Below are 20,603 nucleotides of genomic sequence, written 5' to 3'. Positions count from 1 at the left end.
TTACTTTAAGTGTAATACTTCACAATTTTTTTAGTCCCCTCCAATCTGTTATGCGTTGTATACGAAGAAAGTAGATCCATTCCAGATAATTTCATTCTTTGTAATGATTGTAGTGAAAACTTAAAACAACGATGACAAGCATTGGAGCATAAATTTAAAAAAATAAAAAATCAACTTTTAATTGAAGGAGGTTTTTATCATGGGTATTTTAGCGAAAATCAACTGTAAATTAAAAGGTCACGTTTATGAAGAAACAAATCAGAGACCCGATGGATGGGGATATATTGCAACTTGGTTTATATGTAACCGATGTGGTCATGAAAATGTAGTCACTATCCGAGAGGATGATGTTTAATTTCAGTCATCAAGTAACGGTTTCTACTACGGAAAAAGGACAGGTTGGTAGTTTAATCTGTCCTTCTGTTTTTTCATCCCTTCTTCAATTTACCTTACCTTTTATAACCATAGAAATTTTCCAACAAATGATAAATCCATAATTGGTTAAGCTAAGAAAAAAAGAAAAATAGGAGGCGTGCAACCCATGAGAAAGCAGGAGTTTTTAAAAAACGCAGTAAGCAATATGGATAGAGACGTGGAATACGAATATTCTAATAAAGGTACTGACAAGGAAGCTAATAAATCTGTTAAAGAAACGGATCCTACTAATTTGAGCAATGGCGATACTGCTGGAAGGTTTAATTAACTAACCACTTTCCTTATGCAAACGAAACAACTTTTTAGTGGTAACAAGAATCAAGGGTTGCGGCAGCAACCCCTTGACCAACTCAACCACTGGTTACTTTTAAGAAGAAATTAAGCCGAAAATTCTTAGTAGAGAATATAAAGTAATTCCTACACCTATAAAAACAATAAAAAATCTCATTACCCAAGGCAATTTTGGAGGAGGAAAAAAAGCAAAAATACCAACCATTAAGAACAGAAACCCTGCAAAAGAACTATACAAAATCGGCAATAAATCCCCCTCCTATTATTCCTTGTATGGCTATTGCCATTAAAAAAATTCCACTATAGAAGAAGCCTGCTCGGCTAGTGCAACACAAGCTTATAAAAACAAGGGTTCAGTGAAAAAGTACGACCGCCGCATTTTAATTAAATATATTTTCTCATCTATGCTACATACGGTTGCTTGTCCAGTGACACCACACCAGTTTCTAATATGTATTCCTCATTAAACTAAAAGTACTTTTGAGTTCCATGCTAATACAAACAATTAGATATTACATAAAAGAAATTAAACATTCAAAGTTCTCCACCAACATGTTCTATGATAAACTTAAGTTAACAAAATATTCCAATTTAATAATACTGTTCAATATGCTGAAACCCATAAAACCTGCTTTTTTTAGAGTGGAGGATTGAAAAAATGAGGTGGTTAATTGCATTTCCATTTATTCTTATCGGTTCTATTTTAACGGCAACAACAGTTGAGGATATAAGCTATTTAGGCAATATAACTATTAAGATAATAGGGTTTGGGATTATAGCGATTGCGGCTTCATTCATAAAAAAAAAGCAAGTACAAGCAAACGCCTTAAACAATAACCGATATAAATGAAACATCAAAAAGAGTGTCGGTTTTGAAAACTAATGCTCTTTTTATTTATTATTTTGTTTAAATTCTCGGTCAATTGAGTTTTAATTTATCTTTATCTACACTAATTAGAAATCGGTCATTTCCTTTTGAACAGCCACTAATTAAAAATTCAACATCACTTTGTTCATTTTCCTTCTTAATTATTTCTGTACAAACATCTTTTTCTATTCCTTTATCTTTTCCAGCATACTCATCGTTTGAATTATCATAAGTATATTGAATAACCTTCCCATCAAATCGCAGGTCTTGGAAAATGGGGTCTCCTTCGTCTGTATAGCCTGTAACTCGTATAGTGTCTTCTTTTTTGTTGGATAGGTTAATTAAAAACTGTTCAAACCTCTCTATATTAGCGACTTTAGCATGATAAACAATGTCGCCTCTTTTAATTGCTTCCTCTGAATTATATGCTCCGCTTGAACAACCAAAACTGCTAACTACAATAGTAAGTAAAATTATTATCAATAGAACTCTCTTCACTTTCCCCTCCAAACGAAATTTCTATCTAAGTCCATTTCATTAGAATAACTTTAAGTGTGAAAATATCCACGTGGGTTCTACTAACCTACCGTTAGCAGCATAAAAACAGCCTCCAAATGGCAGCTGAATTATAAATGCGCTCCATTACTTGAAGTAATTCTCAATACTTCTTTTATTTGTTACAACTAGTAATTTCTCACTGTATATTCCAAACTTATTAAAAAAATTAGGTTTGCCAACTTGTTCAAAGTGTCTATTCCATTTAAACATTTTAAAGAAAATATTTATTGTAGGATTGTAATTTGATTTTTCTAATCCAAGTTTTTGTAATACAAACCTCTTTATTATACGATAGGTTCTTATTGAATATTTTGTATCTAGGTAAATGATCAATTCAGCATTTCGAAAACTACTCGCCACCCAATCCTCATTATGAACTCCTTCAATAATCCAAGTTTCAGAATCAATAATAGAGTGCAAATTTGTTTCTCTTTCTTCATCTGTTCTTCTTATATCTCCAGATTTTTTCCTTTTCCAAACAACATTATCCAATTCATAAAATGGGATATTTAACTTTGTGGATAATTTTTTTGCTAATGTTGTTTTTCCACTTCCAACAGAACCAATAATATGTATTTTTTTAGGTATATTATTTTTCAAATTAGACCACCCACATCAATTAATACATTTAAATACTTATTCTATATTGATGTAGATGTCTCCTCTTTTTTTCACTACTAAACATCCCCGATGACACAGCAAGAAAAGACAGCAGCAGCGATTTCACCCACTTAATTCCTTCCAAATTTCTTTCAAATCAACTATTAGCTGTTTTATCTGAAGCGTGGTGATTTTCGATATTTTGTAGATTGTTCAAAAGAATACACAAGCTTAAAAAATGTTCTAAAGGCACCGCCAGCATAAGTTCAATCTTCCATTTTTGTACGACATTAGTGAAGTATTACATAGTACCGAAAAAACTGAAAATAATAACAGCGAGGTTATGTTTTTATCTATAAAGTGAGGAATGAACAAGGCATAACTCTAAATGTAAAAGGAGATGAAGTAATGGAAAATATCGCTAATATTGTTCATATAGGTGAATTAATAGCTGTCTCTAAAGTTTTTGAATTAAACCCTTTTCAAATGATATCATTAATAGAAGATGGTTTATTGGAAGTATTCGAAACAAAAGAAGATTTTTTAGCAAAGTATGGAATCAAGGAAAATTATGAAGAATTAGAAGATTGGTGTGAGTTAAACAATGGGAAGGTTTTTACTAAACCTAAGGTTGGCAGTGAATATAATAGCAGTCATTAACGAAGATCCTTTCAACAATTGGTACTGATTAGTGTAATGTATAAATCCTGTTAATCACTTTAAAATAGCCGTCGTCCTATACCGTTAGCTTTATCGCCAATTTATACAAAATGCTCTTGTCAAACTCCTCTAGTTCACACTCGTCAATCTTTTGCCCCTTATCTAGAACTAAAAATAAACGGAAAAATTCCGGTTAAATTGGGAAATGCCTCAATTTCCTTAAAAATAAGGGAAGATTTTCCGGTTATCTGATCCAAATCTTTAATTTTTGCCAAATTTAGAGCAGGTAACAGGAATATCTCCGCTTATATCTGCCTCTTAAGCTGTATCCATTTACATTAGCCGGAAATTCTCCGCCTATGAATTCTCTTACCTCAGAGAATCCAAAAACATTATAAACAGAGCCAAAACTATAAAAACCTTAACATAAAAAAGAAGAGCCCTATTCTTAATATAGAATCGAGCCCCTTTTTGAATTACCTAAACTTTATCAAACTATATTACATTCGTTCTGCTGTAACTTCCTTATTAACATGAAGGGTTTGATTTTTTTCCTTGGCTTCGGAAACCCATTTATCAAGTGATAGATAAATAATACCGGCAACGATACAACCTATTCCTAGAACGGTAAATAGAACCTGACCAAGATGATCATCCAGTAAAAAACCTGCAAGAATGGGACCTACTGCACTGCCAACGATCCACTGAAGACTTGCAGCCCCCATATAGGTACCACGTAAATGTTCAGGTGCGATATTCGCGACAAATGTCATTTGAACCGGAGATAAGAGCATTTCCCCTAGTGTGTAGATTCCATAGATAATGATAAGAACTAAAAGAATACTCCAATAGGAAAACTGGAGTTTTGTAAAAAAGATTGGCAGCCATCCTACTGCAAGCAGCCCAAAACCAAATAAAACCGAACCATATAGCATGACTTTTCCAAGCTTGCGCTTACTTGCCCATCTCGATATTGCAAATTGGAAGAATACGACCAGCGCCCCGTTAAATGCCATTAAATAAGGATATGGATTTTGGGCATCGGAAAGTGCCGGCAATTGTTGATCAAAATGCAGTGGAAGCATCCCTTCCGTTTGTGAGAATCCCATCGAAATCACAATGCCCGTCATAATATAGAAAAATAGAATTTTATCTTTGACGAGCACTGTAAAAATAGATGGCAGTTTCTCTTTTTCATCAAGATTTTTCGTTTCCTTTTTTCGTTCACTTTTCGGCAGTGTTTCGGAAAGCAAGAGAGCTAAAAAAAGGGAATAAATAAAAACAGATGAAGCAGCAATCATAAAAATAACTGATTTTGATAAAAACACAACGGATGCCCCAAGCAGTGGCCCGATTGCCGCTCCAATATTGTGTCCCATCCGCAGTAAACCATATGCTTCCGTTCTTCCCTCTTCATCCGTCACATCCGCGACCATGGCTGATGCAGCAGGATGAAAAAGAGAATTAAACAGACCAAAAAAACTCGATATTATTAAGAAAGGATAGAAGCCATCAAAAAAAATAAAACCAAGCATAACCAGCCCATTTCCAACCATTGAAACAATCATAATAGGCTTTCTTCCATATTGATCCGCAAGCTTTCCACCTATTAACGAACCAATTACTCCGGCAATTGGCCCCATTGCCATAACAACACCAACTTGCCAAAAATGATCGACCTTATCACTCATATATAAGGCAAAAAAAGGCATTAACATCATCATCGCAATACCATTAATCGATTCACCAATAAAACGAATCCAAATATTACGATCCATCTTCCGATAAGCCTGTAAAGTCATTTTCAATTTTTTTCCTCATTTCTCACTGACATCCATTTTGTCAGACTTAGTTTTTTACTGATTAAAAAGCACAAATAGCCGTGAGCAAGTTAAACCTGCCCACAGCCTTTTGATTAAATGAAAGAATGGGTAAGGAAAACTTATGGTTGATCCGTCGTTTTGTAGTTAACACAGGGCACACTGCTCCCGGTAGACATAAATACATAAGAGATGGAACGACCTTCTACTATACAATTAACTATAAAACGTAAACCATTAAGCATTTCCTTACACCTCCTCTTCCTGAAACTTTTTAAATAATCTTAATTATCCATTCAAATTATAATTTATTATTAACAACGATGTAAAGAAATTCCTTAAAGAGATACAATATCCAAATGAATAATCCCTCTTTCAGTCACCTTCACATTAAACGAATAGCTCTGATATATTGCTTACTTTATCTGTAATATTAACTTTTAATAGTGGAACAATAGGTAAAGCTATATTTGAAAAGGAGTAAAAAATGCAAAAACAAAACATCTTATTTAACCTTGATGATACGTTATCTTACTGTAATAGATATTTTAATCTAGTAATAAACCAGTTCGCTGACCAAATGATGGTGTGGTTTGACTCAATTAAAGCGGAAGATATAAAGCAGAAGCAGCTTCAACTTGATGTTGCAGCGATTAGTGAGCACGGTCTAAAATCAGATCGGTTTCCCGAGTCATTTGTTGGTACTTATCAATACTATTGCGACTTAGCTGGGCGGGAAAAGAAAAAGGATGAAATCCAATATTTAAGAGAGTTGGGTTATAAGGTATTCGATATCCCCGTTGAACCTATTCCACACATGAATGAAACGCTACAACGTTTAAAAGAAGAGGGACATGAATTGTATTTGCACACAGGAGGAGATGAGGCGAATCAACGCCGAAAAATTACCCAGTTAGAATTGACTACATTTTTTGAACATCGGATTTTTATTTCGGAACATAAAGATACAACAGCTCTATCTGATATTTTAAAAACGATTAAAGCGGACCCTGATGTAACATGGATGGTTGGAAATTCATTAAGAACTGATATTGTCCCAGCACTGGAATTGGATATCCATGCTATCTACATTCCAGCAGAAAATGAATGGCAATATAACATGGTTGAAGTTAACGTTGATCATAAAAGTGTTTTTTTAACTGTAGATTCACTTCAACAAGTTCCTGAAGTAATTGCTAAACGTAGCCAAAATCAAATAATGTAGTGGATAAAAAAATCCCAACTTGGTTTTTGCAACAGTTTGGGGATGATACTTTTATAACAATGACAAAAATGGAGGGACACAAAGTGGATAAACATATTAAAAAGCTTCAGGACCAAACGGAACACAAAGAAATAGTAAAATATACACAGCATGTACTCGAAGCAATTGATATATTAGTGGATGAGCATCGACGGATAGTATCTTTAAACTCACTCGCTGGGATTAAACCAAATGGAGATAAGGAACATACTTTTTACAGAAGTATGCATGATGTAAAACGAATCCTTATCGTTGAATTAGAAAAAACCATTGAGGATTTTAAACATATGGGTGACAAACATTATGTGAGTAATTATCCAGATGGCGTAAAACAATAAAAAGCAAATGGGAAAGGTGTACCCTGCTTTCCCATTTTGTCTATTACCAAACGGATTTAGTTTAACAAGAAAGAGGAAATAGAAAACTTTACTCGATTTATTTCATTAGAAAATAGGAAACCACTGAAATTAATAAATTCGGTAAGCCGATTAATAATATAGAATTAGTTAGTGTAAATCTTTGATTTCTATCCTCTTTTGATTCAGATTGTAGATTTCTCCCCAATCGCTCCCCATCCAAGAACGCCCCAGATAACAAGGCACTTACTATCAGTGAAATGAATGCGATAGCCCCAGTTATTTTATACAACAAAGTGAAATCGCTTGAAATAAATGAAATTAAAAGAGCAACCACCACGATACAAAGTCCTATAATTAATTTCTTCATAAATTACACACCCCTATGGTATGTTACTTTAATTTCCAATCATTATATTATTTATATGATTATGAGAATTTTATAAACACAATTATCCTCCAAAACATTTCTTAAACTGACAAAAGCACTCGTTTGTTTGTAAATTAAATATATTTACCATTTCATTGGTAATAATAATATTAATTAGATAAAGGTGGGATTCTTTTGATTTTAAAAAATCCTATAAGTGCGTCAGAGGTAGGAACTCTTTGGCTTACATACCAAGAAAAAACTCTTATTATGAGAGAATATTAGAATATTGCATCAAAAAAGCCGATGATGACGAGGCGAGGAATATATTGGGAGGCTTTTGGCAAGAGTTACATTATTACGTATTAGAAATTGAGAAAATATTTAAACAACAGGGTGTGGCTATTCCCGCTGGATTTAAAAAAGAAGATGTAAATTTAGAAGCCCCCAAGTTATTCGATAATGGATTCGACATTATGTTCCTGCGAATATTAAAAGAAGTAAGCATGGGTATGTACACCATTAATATGAATATGGCATATAACGATGATGTGATGAAAATACCGAAATAAATTAATAAACAACAATTGAATAAGTTGTCATTTTCATAAAAAAAGTAAGCACATACTTGGTGCTTACTTTTTTTATGAAGAAGCCTCTTCATAATAATGGAATCACAGTAGGGTCTTCTTACCATCAGCTTATTCGAAAATTCAGGAATCCAGTTAAAAAAGAAGATGATAAGCATACCAAGTCTCTTATTATAAACATGAAAGTGCCGGGGGTCGTGTAACCATCAATCTTTGTGTAAGTATTCTGAATATGTAAAATAAGCTTACTCAAAGAGTAAGCTTAACCTCTATAAACACTATCACATGTTCCAGGTTTTGGTTCATAAAAACAATGCTCTTTAAATGCACCAGTATGAGGTTGATCGTACCATGTAGGAGGACACCCTGGCGCCGTTGGATTAAAATACCAAAGAGCAAATTTCGCAGGATGATCTCTCCAACTATTTATATTTTGTTGTGCTAATCTTCTTTCAGCTGTTCTTGATCTTTGATAAAATACATTCCCTTTTTGCACTGCTTCAAAAGAAAAATTCCCTCCTTGAACCTGAAATATTACATCATGAATATTGTTTACTCTTTTGAAATCTAAGCATTCTGCTACAACACGATTTATTATTACATTTCCAACATATAACATTCCTTGCGGTCCTTCACCTTCTGCTTCTGCTCTCATCATTCTTGCCATTTCATCTACTTCATGACTTCTAGCCCTTACTCTTGGCATTTTATCACCTCCCAAAATATTGTATGAAAAAAATGCTGCATTCATGTTATTTTTAATTATATGTACCTTAGTTGACTAAACAAAACCACCCGGATTATCGCAGGTGGTCTTCGGGCACTGTTATAAATACTGAAAACGAAGTCAACCCTGTACTATTTATATACAAACAAGTTTTAACGCTTATAATTTATCGTTTCTTTAATGATCACCTTTACTCTTATGTCCTTTATTAAATCTTTCTTAAAATCGTTGATTGTATTTTTATCCCATGTTTTGTTTTGATATCGATATGGTTTTTCACTGATATTTAACAGGTCTGCCTTCAGTTCATCACTTTTATTTAAGGTTTTTTCAATTTGATTTTTTATTTGTTGTGATAATTCTTCCTCAATTTTATTTACACTCATATTTTCTTCATTATATACGACTACTGCATTGGCTTTTACGTTTAATTGATAGGACGGATTTCTCCCCTGTAGTACTTTAATGGTCCCTTTAGGATTCTTGAGTGTTACACTCACTCTTTCCTTAAATAAAGAGAGTGGGATGTCAGTAGCCTCTTTAGAAAACCACTTTAACCCTACAATGTCTTGTTTACTCACCCAGCCTTTGTATTTTTGCTGTGAGATAGCATAGCCGCCAGTAAGAGTTACAATATTTATCGGTTTTTTATCATCTAGAAATTCCCCTTTCTTAATATCAATAGAGGGGATGATATAGGCACCGACCGCTTGATAGTATTTGGAGATGAACCGATTGTATTTTTCAATCGGCATAATAAAATTATTTCTAATTAATGGTTCTGGACGATGCAGGAGTGTATAGTAAGATGGATAATTGAAGAATCCCTCACCTAATAAAACTTCTTTAATATCTGAGTTTGTCCCATAAAGCCAGCAGTTATATCTGAGGAAGGGATTTTGCCCTATAAATTCAATAACCAATGGCAATTCTTTCTCCAACACATTTTTACTTAAGAGTATGGTATTCACATGGCCATAGTAAAGCGGCAAAGCTGCATTTTGCTCTAATTTACTTATTGCAGCCTGAATACTTTTTCCCTTTGATTGCCCGATTAAAATGGGTGCGGATTGCAACAGTCCGGAACCCCCCTCTTGTTTTGCGATATTGGAAAAATTCAATGATTGAGTAAACACAATAAACTCACCATTGGAATAATCCAGTCCCAAAGCCGTAATATACGATTGATTTTGAATATCTTTAATACCAGTACAACCAGCAAGGGCTAAAAGCAAGCAACTTACCATTAGTAAAAATTTTTTCCTCATACGCTACTCCTTTTGACTATCGGGGTCAATTGGACTATAAGCTTGATTTCTCTTCTTTCGAAAACGGTATGGCAACCTTACAAAGTTTTTTATAATATCCATTTTATGGGGTTTGGACAAATAGGAAATATAGGGCTGACCAAAACTTTCCAAAGAAACCACCAATGTTGTAATGAGAAAGAATGAAAGAAAGAAGCCGAACAATCCTAGGAAGGCTGAAAATAATAAGACTATAAATCGCAGAATCGCGATATTTCCTGCCATATTTTGATTAATCAGTGTATATCCCGAGATGACCGTAATGGCCACAATCACTAGCATGGTTGGTGAAGTTAATCCTGCACGAATGGCTGCATCTCCGATAATTAAACCGCCCAAAACAGTCACAGTCATACCAACTGCTTTTGGGAGCCTCAACCCTCCCTCTTTAAATAATTCAAATAAAATTAACATAATAAACGCTTCTGCGGCTGCGGGTAATGGGAGCCCCAATCGAGAAACTGATATTGTTGCTAGTAGGGAATAAGGGACTTGATCGAGTTGATACGTAATTAACGAAATGTAAAATCCTGGTAAATAAATAGTGGCGAACACTGCAATCATCCTTAAGATACGAACAAAACTAATATAAAAAAAGCTGTCATTCAAGTCTTCAGGCGAGTAAAGAACCTGATTGAAATTTGTCGGGCCGATTAAGCAGGTTGGATTCCCTTCAACCAGAACTACGAATCTTCCTTGATTCAAGGATTGGACCGCAAAGTCTGGCCTCCCAATATAGTCGATTAGGGGAAAAATAGAAAATACATTGTCATATAGTTGCTCTTCAATCTCGTAACTACTTACGACGATATCAATTTTTATGGATTCTAATCGTTTCTTTACATCTTCGAGAATGGAGGGGTTCAGAATGTCTTCGATATAAAGCAATAGTATTTTCGTTCTGCTTCTTTCTCCTATCGTGTATTCGATGCTTTTTAAGGAGGAGGTTTTTAACCTCTGCCGAATTAATGCCAAATTATCCGATATGTTTTCAACAAATCCATCTCTTGGCCCTCTTACAGAAGGCTCTAAGCTTGATTCTTCAGGGCTTCTCTTTGGAATGCTGGATGCAGGGATAAAAAAAAGATCGTTTAATTCATAACTAAAAATGATTAATTCGCCTGAAAACAACTTCTGTTCAACTTCACTTTTTACATTGTTTTGATCTTTAAGACCGCCTACATCGATCAGAACTCTTAATTGATCAATATTAAAGTCATTTTCCTCTTCCACCACCCTATGAATACTTGGAAAAATGACTTCATTTATATATTTCATATCCACTAAATTGGAACAATACAAGAATTCCAAAGAAACAGCCGCTGCTTTTTCTTTATATATTCTTTTCTTACTAACAATATCGGTAGAGTTTTCGAACCAGCTTTTCAATTGGTCAATGTAGAGGACTTTACTAGTTGCTTGATGCATTCTCATGACTTCTCACCTTTTAGTTTTGTAAATAGTAATAGGAACAGCATGGTGGAAATTTGAAAGAAAAGGCTAATGGGAAAGTAAAAATTCTTCATAAAATAAATAAACGAGGTGGAATCCAAAGGAATACATGCTGCCACGATTAAAATGATGTAAAGGATGGGAAGTATCTGCCTTTTTTCGTTTTTAGGTGATAAAACTTTTGCGGCTATAAATAATGATAAACTGATTCGGATATATGCCCCAGAAAGCCACTGGAAAATAGAAAGAAAATCAAGGCGCGTTATATGATGGCCAATTGTAAGTAATTTCCATTCCTCGTATGCGGGATTCCTCAATTTTCCCGCTTCTGTTGAACCAAATTCGGCAATTGCTGCTGCTAAAGGACCGAAGAATAATCCAACAAGAAACAATCCAACCAAGATGAGCCATTTCAACTTTAGTTTGTCTTTAAGACTTTTAGTTAAGAACAGAATAAGGATAACTTCAAATAAACCTGCACATGCATAGGCTATACCTTGAAAAAAGCCCTTATAGCCATTCTCAAATAAAGGGAATAATTGCTCATAATCTTTATTTGGAGTATTTCCGACTCCAACTAAAATTCCAAATAAAATCACAAAGGGAAGTACCAGAAAGGCCATTGTTGCTATCGTCCGCAGTCCTTTAGCAGATGCGTAGTAGCATACGAGCGAAAACAGTAAAACAACAACATAATTTGGAATATCCATTGTGTAGTTATCATTTGCCCAATAAACCGTAAATTTAAGAGTCATAAAGGCAGTTAGTAGAAAGTAACTACAAAACATGGCGGAAAAAATAACAACCACCCATTTGCTAAAAGACTTCTCGAGAAAGGAAATCAAATCTTGATTGTTTAGTTTTTTATAAATATAAAAAACTAAAAGAATCCAAATCGTGACTGGAATGGCACTCGAGATAACACTTAGCCAAGAATCTCTCTTTGCAATAGATAATAAAGCAGAAAGACTTAGAACATGTACCATGAAACCTGTTGAGATTATTAATAATATATAAATATGAACAGCATGAATAAGCTTTTGGTTCATCAAATCCACCTATGGTAATTTTTGATTAGTTTAACCATCCAACTATAGGTTATGTACTCGTTACCAGTTTTGGACAATATAACAAATCCTTAAAAACTTCATACAAATCCGAGTGAACAATTTGAAAGAATGAAGCACACCCCAAAAATTTGGGTTCCACTGCTGATTATTAGTATCCTTTACGCAGTCGAATGATCCTCTACGGCATTATCAATGGATGCTTCAACATTAATTGATCAGGGGGTCTCAGAAGATCAGGTTCACCTCATCTTAGGTATAACAAAAGTAACATCGTAACCCAACATCCATATACCAATTAATAAGTGATTTTATCTCATCTTTTGGTAAAACTAATGGAAACATCTTAAGGAGAGGTAGTATGGGTAAAAAGTTTGAAATAAAAGTATTAAGATTATTATTTTTATTTGGAATCGTTTCTTTTTTATTCTCAGTCAGAAAGCCCCCGGTAAAAGATTGGTTAATTATTTTCTTATTGAAAAGCTATATTGCTTCAATTTTAGACAACATATTGGTGAAAAAAGGGTATTTGAAGTATCCAGTAAACCTATTTAAAACCTTTGATATTAGCGTTTTGTTTAGCTATCTACTTTTTCCTGTAAGCTGTATTTATTTTAATCAAGCAACCAAAAATTCAAGTACCATAGGCATACTTGCTAAAAGCATTTTATTTAGTGCCCCTTCAGCATTAGCTGAGGATTGGATTGAAAAAAACACAAAATTAATTACCTATAAAAAATCATGGACATCGTTACACAGTTTTATTTCTATCTCTTCCACTTTTATTTTGGTTAGGTTTCTTATGAGTGTAATTAGGAAATTTGCTGATAGGCAATCAAGTAACCTCAGCCAATCACAAAAGGAAATTGTATTGTAAAAACACACTTTTTACATCGACCTTTATTGACTACCTCTTTTCTAGGTGGTTTTTTTGTTGAATTGCATTTTTCTTCAAAAGTGACAACAATGTAAGGAATTTTTTTGTGTTCCAGACTAATGGAAGGTTATTGGCAGCACAATTTTAGTATAGCTTTTGAAAAATATTGACTACCTATTAGTAGGTTAAGTTCATCAAGATTTCAGCAGTATTAATGACAAAACGTTCAATTTTGCAAAAAACTCTTTTCAATTTCAGTTTTAATTGATATTATTCCTATTAGAAAAGTAGGAATAGTAGGTGTTTTCGAAAATGTCTTTGTATGAAAAATTACCAAGTGATGTTTTGATTCAATTTTATTATGAAGTAAAGAAGATGACTTCAACAGGTTTAGTTTCTAAAAATATGTACTATGAACTAGGACTAATTATTGCAGCTGCTTCAAGAAGAGGGATACTATTGGATAAGCCAAAGGATTTTGACCAACACATTTTTCACGAATTATTACTTAAATTAAATAACAAGGATCCTTCCGTGATAGAATAAATATTTCAACGTAAAGGTCATCCATTAATTAAAAAAAGCTACTGATAAAATTCAGTAGCTTTCTTTATACAAAAAGGTAAAAGTTTGATGTTATCGCCCCCTTTTCCCCTCGTTCACACAGTTAAACAATCAAAATAACCAGCTTCTCTAGGTCAATGTTTGAGAGGAGCTGTCCTTAAGGCAATGTCCATTAAACATCACCAAAATACCTCTGAATATATTAATCTTCTGTTCCTAAAACATCTGTATTTGGGGGCTCATACCCCATCTGACGGAGCATTGCTACTATTTGTCCCTTATGATGAAACTCGTGAGTTATGGTGTGCATTAGCAATTTACGGGGAGTAATAGATAATAGTTCAGATGCTTCTCTCCAAGGGATTTCTCTTTCAATTAGCACGTTAAATTCATGTCCATGTTGTTCTAATAATTCATTTACTATTGAATCTACTTGTTCAAATCGTGCTATTATTTCCTCTAAACTGAGATTATGTAATTCTTCCCTTGGAGTAAGTGGTTTATTTGTCTTCATCAAAACAAATGAACCAAGCCATGCAACATAGCAATCTGCTATATGAACCAATGTGTCTCTTACACTTTGCCATCCGAAACCATTTGTATGAGTAAAATGATTAGAATCTATTTTCCCACAAAAATCTAACAGAGTGCCTCTAGTCTGTCGAACCCATCCATACTCGTGTTGAAGCATCCAAACACCCACCTTTAACAGAAATAACTACTTATTCTAAACATGTATAGGAAAAACCTTTCTTTACTGATATTCCTGTATTAATAAAAAAAGACTATTCCATATGGTAAGAATACTTATTAAACTAAAGATAATTTCACTAATTAATAAAATGGTTGGCCGAAGCATTCCCCTCTTTAGAATAAGCCCCCGATAGATTCTGTAGTAATTTAATTGATTTAATAGCTCTAATTGTTTTAGCAAATGGTCAAAAGCACCCTACCGTCTTCAAAGTATATTATGACCGTAAGGTTAAAGAAGGAATGAATAAGAAAAAGGAGATTGGTCATCTTTGAGGTAAATAGCAGCTCTTATTTATACAGTTGTAAAAAATAAAAAGATATACGATCCGATATTTCACGCTAAGGCTTGCGGTATTGTAATGGATAATCTTTATTTAAAAAATCCATCAAAAAAAACTAGCTTTTAACAGGAATTAAAAATTAGGTTTATTTTTATCAAACTCTTTAGTCTATTAAAAACACAAAAATCACCTATTTTCTTGTAGGCGGTTTTGTGTTTTTAGGAACTATCATTAATTGATTAAAGCACTACACTACATTTAAGTAAATTCGATCACAATCTCTTATATGAAAATAAATAAAAGGACGGGACCAATGTGATCCCATCCTTAGCAACACGATCATTTTATTCCATTCTAAAACGATTGAGTCCCAGTTTAGTCATTTATACACAATTTTTCAAAAAGAAGCTCATTATTTGAGCCTCCTTGAAAATTTCTAGAATCTATTCGTTACTTCACCAAATTAAGCGGTCACTGTTGTCACATATTTTTCTTCTAATGTCTTCTTTAAGAATGAAGCAACTTCGAGCATTCCGTATTTTCCAGCTTTTGCTTCTGCGTCAGAATTATAGTTCGTGTTTGTATTTATATCGTAAGTATAAATTTCACCGTCAGCATTTCTTATAAATTCGATGCCCGCAACTTGAATCTGATTACCTGCTAGCACCTTTTTATATTTTTCTAAAATTTTGTCTTCAAAACCATCTATGATCTGAAACTTAGGCTTCTCTTCTACTTCTTCTCCTACCGGGCAGAATAAATCACCAATTTGGCATGCGTCCGCCGGGCACAATTCAAATCCTTCCGAAGTATCAACCTTAACGGCATAAACGAAATTTCCTCCTACAAACTCACAACGAGTGATGTAGCTTTCAGGAGATTGAATGTATTCTTGAATAAGTGTAATGCCATCGACTGGTTCTTCGAAAGTCGGTCCTTCTACATAGGCTTTTAAAGCTTCTATACTATGGAATAATTGAACACCTAACCCTTTACCGGCCCGGTTATGCTTCGTAATAAATGACTGTCCTGCAAAGCTTTTAGCTGCATTAATAATGTTTTGTTTTCCAACTGCAGCAATTGTATTTGGAGTCTTAACACCATACTTGTTTAACTCTAAGTATTGTAATACCTTGCTAACTTCTAGCTTTAGCGCGCTGGTCCCATTTAACACCGTACGCCCATGTGCCTCAAGCCAAGCTAATACTTGTGCAGAAAATTCAGCAGCAAAACGATGATCACGTGTATGAGAAGAAGCACTCATACGGCTATAGAAAATTCCTTCTGGTGGTTCTGTTGATAAATCTACCGTTCCTTCGTCTAAATGCCATTCTTCATATGGAACACCAAGTTCCTCTAACCTATTTGTTAAATGGACTGTCCACTCACTATTTTCATGTATTACATATACTTTACTCATTTATATAACCTCTTTCTAGTTCTTTATTAAACTACGTTTTTGTTCAACTAACGGTATAACCTGCTTTGCAAAGCGTTCCATTTCTTCTAGTTGAGGTGAAAATTGTAATAACAATAAATCTAAGCCAGCTTCTTCATATTGTAGAATTCGATCGGCAATTTGCTCTGGTGTTCCTACTAAGTTTGGTCTGAGACCGCGATTCGATACCGAGTAATCTTGTAATTGGATTTGCTGCTCTAAATGTGATTTTGTCGTGAAATCTTTAAAGCCAGCATAACCGCTAGAATCCTTCACCGTCGTGATTTTTTCAAGCTCAGCCAGAGCCTCTTCTTCTGTATCACGACAAATAACATAGGCAGCCATTCCAAAAGAACTAAATGGCGCATTGCCAGTTTGTGCTCGGCGTGCCTTCATATCGGTTATTTTTCGATCGATCTCTTCAACGGTACCACCGTGCATCACATAGGCATCACATTTTTCTGCAATGGTTTGCTTGCCTTTTTCACTTTCCCCGCCTGCATAAAGAATTGGGTTTGGTCTTTGAACCGGTTTAGGTGCAAGCTTCGTGTCCTTTAAGTCGTAAAACTGGCCAGTGTAATTGAAGGTTTCTTCTGTCCATAATCCTTTTAGAACATCAATAAACTCCTCGGTACGAGCATAACGCTCATCATGTTCTGTAAAAATACCGCCATATTGACGCGCTTCTTCTGCCCACCAAGCCGAAACCACGTTTAGCGTAAAACGTCCGTTACTAATTTGATCAATATTTGCTGCCATTTTGGCTGCTACCGCAGGATTATGAAAACCAGGACGAATCGCGGTCATAATCTCAATTTTTTCCGTAACCGCTGCCAGTGCGGCGGCTGTGGACCAAGCTTCAAGAGAAGCATGCTCCGGTCCTTTAATATCATTTAAATATAATTCAGCGATTAACGTAGTGGAGTAACCCCATTTTTCAGCCGATTGAATGACCTCTTTAGCATATTCAAAGGTTGGCGGCATATTTTCATCATCCACATTTCGTAACCAGCCTCCAAAAATCGGTAACCAAAAACCATATTTCATTACTATTACCTCTCTTTTTAATAATCTAGTTTTCCCATTAGCTAAGTTGGATTTATGTATAAATTAAAAAAACTCTCCTCCAAAGAAGAGAGTTTGATAACCCTCTTCTCATCTTTCAAGCCATATGCTTGATGGAATTAGCACAGTATTCATACGAACCTGCTGCCGAGGTTTCAAAGGGCCAGTCCCTCCACCTCTCTGGATAAGAAGAAAAATATTATTTAACTTTTAATTTAATAAAGTGATAATAGTTTAAATTCAGCAAATTGTCAATCAAATATTTCTATACACTAAATAATTTCAAGTACTTTCTTCTATTCTTGTATTAGTGAGTGAGGTAATCTGACCTCTGCTCTTTATATTCCTTATTCAACACGTAATTTATTACTTAACTCCAAATTGTTCCTTTACTAGCACCGCTTCTTCGGTCGGGCTCAAGATTCCATACGCCTTTCCAACTGAGCCATTTTTCATTTTCCATATTGAGTTATGTTCCGCTACAATATTACCAAAATCGTTATTTAACCAATCAGTCACTATAGAATATCAATATTTTGATTTAATGCAGGAATTTTGAAGCCCTGTTACATTTCCTACAAATAAAAAACACTCACAAGCTTGACACATCAGCATTTGTGAGTGTTTATTTGTTTAAAAATTTCAATAGGTACCTACTTCACTATATCCTCGTTTTCCAAATCCATTGGTAATCAAAATAAAATTAATGTACGGCAGATGGGCGCTCAATGGCTTTATCTGATTCACCGGCATTTTTACGAGCACCTTCTTTGTCTTGTGCCATTTCTTCGACTGATTTAACCTTCAATCGTGCAGCGCCTTTATAATCCTTCGTTGGGATTAGTGATTGGGTGGATAAGTTCTCTTTCGCTTTTTTAATTGCTTCTGTGTACTGCGGAAGCCATTGTTCCCCGGCAACCAGCATTTCATCAACAAGCTGCCAAATTTCTTTCGGATTACACACAGCTCCCACAAGTGGATCCATCATCATTGCTTGACGTAGTAAGAAGTCATTTCCTGTTACCGCAGCTTCTACAGAAAGTCTTTGGACGGAAATACTCACATTACATACAGCCGCAGGTCCAAGTGGTAAATCGCCGATATGGGGCATGTTGATACCATTGCGGTCTACATATCCAGGAGCCTCGATAATCGCGTCATTTGGAAGATTTGAAATTACACCATTGTTAACCACATTGAAATGACCTCTATATACACGGCCGGTTTCTAGTGCTTCAATAATGTAAGATCCATGTTCTTCGCCACGATTTTCTTGATTGTATACCATGGCTGGTTCTTTTAACCAATTTGGAAAATCAGTTTTGAACCAGTTTCTGCCTTCTGTACAGACCCGTAAATATCCACCTGTTTCACCATTTATCCATGTACCAAGATCAATCCACTCATTTATCTCCTCAGGTCGTTTCCGGTACCACGGAACGTATTCACTTAAATGACCGTTTGATTCCGTACTGTAGTAGCCAAATCGTCTTAGCATATCGATTCTGACTTTCTCGGTTACTGAAAACTCTGGATGATTCTTAAACGCTTCCAGCAGTTTCCCTGTGAGATCTTCACCTTTATGCTTGATGCTTACATACCAAGTTTGGTGATTAATTCCTGCACAAATGATGTCGATCTCTTCCTTTTTTAGTCCAAATGCTTTTGCAATTTGTCTGTGTCCGCCTTGCACCCCGTGACAAAGACCAATCGTTCTTACACCGCCATATTTGTTACAAGCCCATGTTAACATCGCCATTGGATTCGCATAATTTAAAAGTAATGCGTCAGGTTCTGCAACTTCACGAATATCTTTGCAAATATTTAACATTTCAGGAATCCCACGTTGCCCGTACATAATACCGCCCGCACAAAGTGTATCCCCTACACACTGATCAATCCCATATTTAAGTGGAATATCGACATCATTTTGAAAGGCTTCAAGACCGCCGATTCGGACAACGGAAAATATGTATCTTGCATCTCTTAAAGCCTCTCTACGATTTTGTGTCGCTTGAATCTTAATATCTAACCCATTTTCATCAATATCTCGTTGGCATAGCTCTGTAACCATATCTAGATTTTGAGCACTAATGTCCGTAAACGCCACTTCAATATTTTTGAATTCTGGTACACCTAGAAGGTCTCGTAGTAGCCCCCTTGTAAACCCGATACTGCCAGCGCCAATGAAAGTAATTTTAAAAGTCATATTAGCATTCTCCTATACTATTTTATATATTAATCCTATCACCATAAGGTAGAAAACGTTTCCAATTTTATAACCTTTCTAGTAAAAAAATGTATAAAATCATAACCTTTTTAAATAACGAATCTCACTGCTGGCTGTGATTATCTACTAAATTTCACTATATCTTGACTGACAGACTTTCTGTATTCAATAGGTGTCATATTTGTGTGTTTTTTAAAGAGATTACTGAAATATTGACGACTGTTAATACCCACATAATAAGATATTTCAATCACTGGAATATCGGTATCGGCTAATAACATTTTTGCTTTTTCCATTCTTAGTGAAGTCAGATATTCCATAATCGTAAATCCTGTCTGTTTTTTAAAAATTCGGTGAAGGTATCCAGGATGAATATTTACCGTGTCACCAATATCCTTCACTTGGATATTACAGTCATAGTTATGATGAAGATACTCAATTGTCTGTTTTACATAAACATTTGCCTGTTGGTGATCCCTTTCATTCTTCCTTTCCTCAATGACCATTCTTGAAATTTGAATGAGAAGTTGTGCTAAATGGAGTTGAATCACTATTTCTTTGTCCTTTTCCTTCTTATCCAATTCGAGAACTAAATTTTTTAAAGTATAGTAGATATCATTAGGATCCTTCAATACAGCATAGGGACGACCAAGTAAAAGAAATTCAGCTAAGTTACTGTTCTCGTTAGCTAAGTCCTTTATTGATGGGAAGCAGCCTTCTTTTGGAATAAAGGAAAATTCAACGTTTAACATCCGGCAAGGAGACTCTTTTTCTACGATTAATCGGTGAGAAACATTAGAATCTAGTAAAATAAAGTCACCTTTTTTCATCGAAATTGATTCATCAAGCGTATCAACGATACATCTGCCATCAATGACATACATAATTTCTACATCTTTATGAGCATGAAATGGCATATTATAACTTTCCCACTGCTTAAAATAATAGGCAAAAACTTTAGGCTGATAATGGTTGGTTACTAATTCACGTTGGTATAAACTAATATAGTTCAAAACAACCTCCGAATATT

23 protein-coding genes and 1 riboswitch are annotated in these 20,603 nt (G+C 34.7%); of the genes, 9 read left to right on the top strand and 14 right to left on the bottom strand.

Features of this window, described 5'->3' with window-relative positions:
• Positions 1 to 199: 199 nt before the first annotated feature.
• The 3 genes from F4694_RS20590 to F4694_RS20580 all read left to right on the top strand — a co-directional run bounded on the left by F4694_RS20590 (position 200) and on the right by F4694_RS20580 (position 1,576).
• A complete protein-coding gene (locus F4694_RS20590; protein WP_179601415.1) occupies positions 200 to 355 on the top strand; it encodes a hypothetical protein in 156 nt (51 codons plus the stop codon).
• Between the two features lie 186 nt (positions 356 to 541).
• Entirely contained in the window at positions 542 to 703 is a 162-nt protein-coding gene (locus F4694_RS20585) for a hypothetical protein (RefSeq protein WP_179601413.1), read from the top strand.
• Between the two features lie 681 nt (positions 704 to 1,384).
• Positions 1,385 to 1,576, top strand: coding sequence for a hypothetical protein (locus tag F4694_RS20580; RefSeq protein ID WP_179601411.1), 192 nt, complete (start codon positions 1,385 to 1,387; stop codon positions 1,574 to 1,576).
• 69 nt (positions 1,577 to 1,645) lie between these two features.
• Here the strand turns inward: F4694_RS20580 and F4694_RS20575 are convergent, their stop codons facing one another.
• Entirely contained in the window at positions 1,646 to 2,092 is a 447-nt protein-coding gene (locus F4694_RS20575) for a DUF4362 domain-containing protein (RefSeq protein WP_179601409.1), read from the bottom strand.
• A gap of 144 nt (positions 2,093 to 2,236) precedes the next feature.
• Positions 2,237 to 2,752 carry an AAA family ATPase gene (locus F4694_RS20570; RefSeq protein ID WP_179601407.1) on the bottom strand — a complete coding sequence of 172 codons (516 nt, stop codon included), beginning with the start codon at positions 2,750 to 2,752 and terminating at the stop codon, positions 2,237 to 2,239.
• Between the two features lie 408 nt (positions 2,753 to 3,160).
• On the opposite strand from F4694_RS20570, the gene F4694_RS20565 reads away from it, so the two are divergent.
• Entirely contained in the window at positions 3,161 to 3,412 is a 252-nt protein-coding gene (locus tag F4694_RS20565; RefSeq protein WP_179601405.1) for a hypothetical protein, read from the top strand.
• Between the two features lie 500 nt (positions 3,413 to 3,912).
• Here the strand turns inward: F4694_RS20565 and F4694_RS20560 are convergent, their stop codons facing one another.
• Positions 3,913 to 5,220, bottom strand: coding sequence for an MDR family MFS transporter (locus tag F4694_RS20560; protein ID WP_179601403.1), 1,308 nt, complete (start codon positions 5,218 to 5,220; stop codon positions 3,913 to 3,915).
• A 499-nt stretch (positions 5,221 to 5,719) separates the two neighbouring features.
• Here F4694_RS20560 and F4694_RS20555 point away from each other — a divergent pair, with 499 nt between their 5' ends.
• Both F4694_RS20555 and F4694_RS20550 read left to right on the top strand, forming a co-directional pair.
• Entirely contained in the window at positions 5,720 to 6,457 is a 738-nt protein-coding gene (locus F4694_RS20555; protein ID WP_179601401.1) for an HAD family hydrolase, read from the top strand.
• A gap of 83 nt (positions 6,458 to 6,540) precedes the next feature.
• Positions 6,541 to 6,834 carry a hypothetical protein gene (locus F4694_RS20550; protein ID WP_179601399.1) on the top strand — a complete coding sequence of 98 codons (294 nt, stop codon included), beginning with the start codon at positions 6,541 to 6,543 and terminating at the stop codon, positions 6,832 to 6,834.
• Positions 6,835 to 6,931: 97 nt separating this feature from the next.
• Here F4694_RS20550 and F4694_RS20545 read toward each other — a convergent pair whose 3' ends face one another.
• A complete protein-coding gene (locus F4694_RS20545; RefSeq protein WP_179601397.1) occupies positions 6,932 to 7,222 on the bottom strand; it encodes a DUF5316 domain-containing protein in 291 nt (96 codons plus the stop codon).
• 239 nt (positions 7,223 to 7,461) lie between these two features.
• On the opposite strand from F4694_RS20545, the gene F4694_RS20540 reads away from it, so the two are divergent.
• Positions 7,462 to 7,794 (top strand): DUF3231 family protein, encoded by a 333-nt coding sequence (locus tag F4694_RS20540; RefSeq protein ID WP_257029330.1) that lies wholly within the window; start codon positions 7,462 to 7,464, stop codon positions 7,792 to 7,794.
• 280 nt (positions 7,795 to 8,074) lie between these two features.
• Here F4694_RS20540 and F4694_RS20535 read toward each other — a convergent pair whose 3' ends face one another.
• The 4 genes from F4694_RS20535 to F4694_RS20520 form a co-directional block, all read right to left on the bottom strand.
• Complete coding sequence (locus F4694_RS20535; RefSeq protein ID WP_179601395.1) at positions 8,075 to 8,518, bottom strand: cell wall hydrolase; 444 nt, start codon at positions 8,516 to 8,518, stop codon at positions 8,075 to 8,077.
• 173 nt (positions 8,519 to 8,691) lie between these two features.
• Positions 8,692 to 9,807 carry a Ger(x)C family spore germination protein gene (locus tag F4694_RS20530; RefSeq protein WP_179601393.1) on the bottom strand — a complete coding sequence of 372 codons (1,116 nt, stop codon included), beginning with the start codon at positions 9,805 to 9,807 and terminating at the stop codon, positions 8,692 to 8,694.
• Positions 9,808 to 9,810: 3 nt separating this feature from the next.
• A complete protein-coding gene (locus F4694_RS20525; protein ID WP_179601391.1) occupies positions 9,811 to 11,280 on the bottom strand; it encodes a spore germination protein in 1,470 nt (489 codons plus the stop codon).
• The gene (locus F4694_RS20520; protein WP_179601389.1) at positions 11,277 to 12,347 is read right to left on the bottom strand and encodes a GerAB/ArcD/ProY family transporter; all 1,071 of its coding nucleotides are present in this window, start codon (positions 12,345 to 12,347) and stop codon (positions 11,277 to 11,279) included. Before F4694_RS20520 ends, F4694_RS20525 begins: the two co-directional genes overlap by 4 nt.
• A gap of 379 nt (positions 12,348 to 12,726) precedes the next feature.
• Between F4694_RS20520 and F4694_RS20515 the strand changes: the two genes are divergently transcribed.
• Together F4694_RS20515 and F4694_RS20510 are read left to right on the top strand one after the other, a co-directional pair.
• A complete protein-coding gene (locus F4694_RS20515; RefSeq protein WP_179601387.1) occupies positions 12,727 to 13,242 on the top strand; it encodes a CBO0543 family protein in 516 nt (171 codons plus the stop codon).
• 312 nt (positions 13,243 to 13,554) lie between these two features.
• Entirely contained in the window at positions 13,555 to 13,788 is a 234-nt protein-coding gene (locus tag F4694_RS20510; RefSeq protein WP_179601385.1) for a hypothetical protein, read from the top strand.
• A 220-nt stretch (positions 13,789 to 14,008) separates the two neighbouring features.
• On the opposite strand, the gene F4694_RS20505 is transcribed toward F4694_RS20510, so the two are convergent.
• From F4694_RS20505 to F4694_RS20480, 6 genes are all read right to left on the bottom strand, one after another.
• Positions 14,009 to 14,497 carry a DinB family protein gene (locus F4694_RS20505; RefSeq protein ID WP_179601383.1) on the bottom strand — a complete coding sequence of 163 codons (489 nt, stop codon included), beginning with the start codon at positions 14,495 to 14,497 and terminating at the stop codon, positions 14,009 to 14,011.
• A gap of 806 nt (positions 14,498 to 15,303) precedes the next feature.
• Positions 15,304 to 16,260, bottom strand: a complete 957-nt coding sequence (locus tag F4694_RS20500; RefSeq protein ID WP_179601381.1) for an ATP-grasp domain-containing protein — start codon at positions 16,258 to 16,260, stop codon at positions 15,304 to 15,306.
• Positions 16,261 to 16,275: 15 nt separating this feature from the next.
• Positions 16,276 to 17,325 carry an LLM class flavin-dependent oxidoreductase gene (locus F4694_RS20495; RefSeq protein ID WP_179601379.1) on the bottom strand — a complete coding sequence of 350 codons (1,050 nt, stop codon included), beginning with the start codon at positions 17,323 to 17,325 and terminating at the stop codon, positions 16,276 to 16,278.
• Between the two features lie 105 nt (positions 17,326 to 17,430).
• Positions 17,431 to 17,534: riboswitch (SAM riboswitch) on the bottom strand.
• 175 nt (positions 17,535 to 17,709) lie between these two features.
• Complete coding sequence (locus F4694_RS32355) at positions 17,710 to 17,862, bottom strand: DUF6241 domain-containing protein (protein WP_179601377.1); 153 nt, start codon at positions 17,860 to 17,862, stop codon at positions 17,710 to 17,712.
• 184 nt (positions 17,863 to 18,046) lie between these two features.
• Positions 18,047 to 19,552 (bottom strand): alpha-glucosidase/alpha-galactosidase, encoded by a 1,506-nt coding sequence (gene melA / locus F4694_RS20485; protein ID WP_179601375.1) that lies wholly within the window; start codon positions 19,550 to 19,552, stop codon positions 18,047 to 18,049.
• A gap of 140 nt (positions 19,553 to 19,692) precedes the next feature.
• Positions 19,693 to 20,586 carry an AraC family transcriptional regulator gene (locus tag F4694_RS20480; RefSeq protein ID WP_257029329.1) on the bottom strand — a complete coding sequence of 298 codons (894 nt, stop codon included), beginning with the start codon at positions 20,584 to 20,586 and terminating at the stop codon, positions 19,693 to 19,695.
• Positions 20,587 to 20,603: the final 17 nt, after the last annotated feature.

The sequence above is a fragment of the Neobacillus driksii genome (assembly GCF_013409995.1).
GTDB classification, from domain to species: domain Bacteria; phylum Bacillota; class Bacilli; order Bacillales; family Cytobacillaceae; genus Neobacillus; species Neobacillus driksii.
This window is presented reverse-complemented; position numbering and strand designations above follow the sequence as displayed.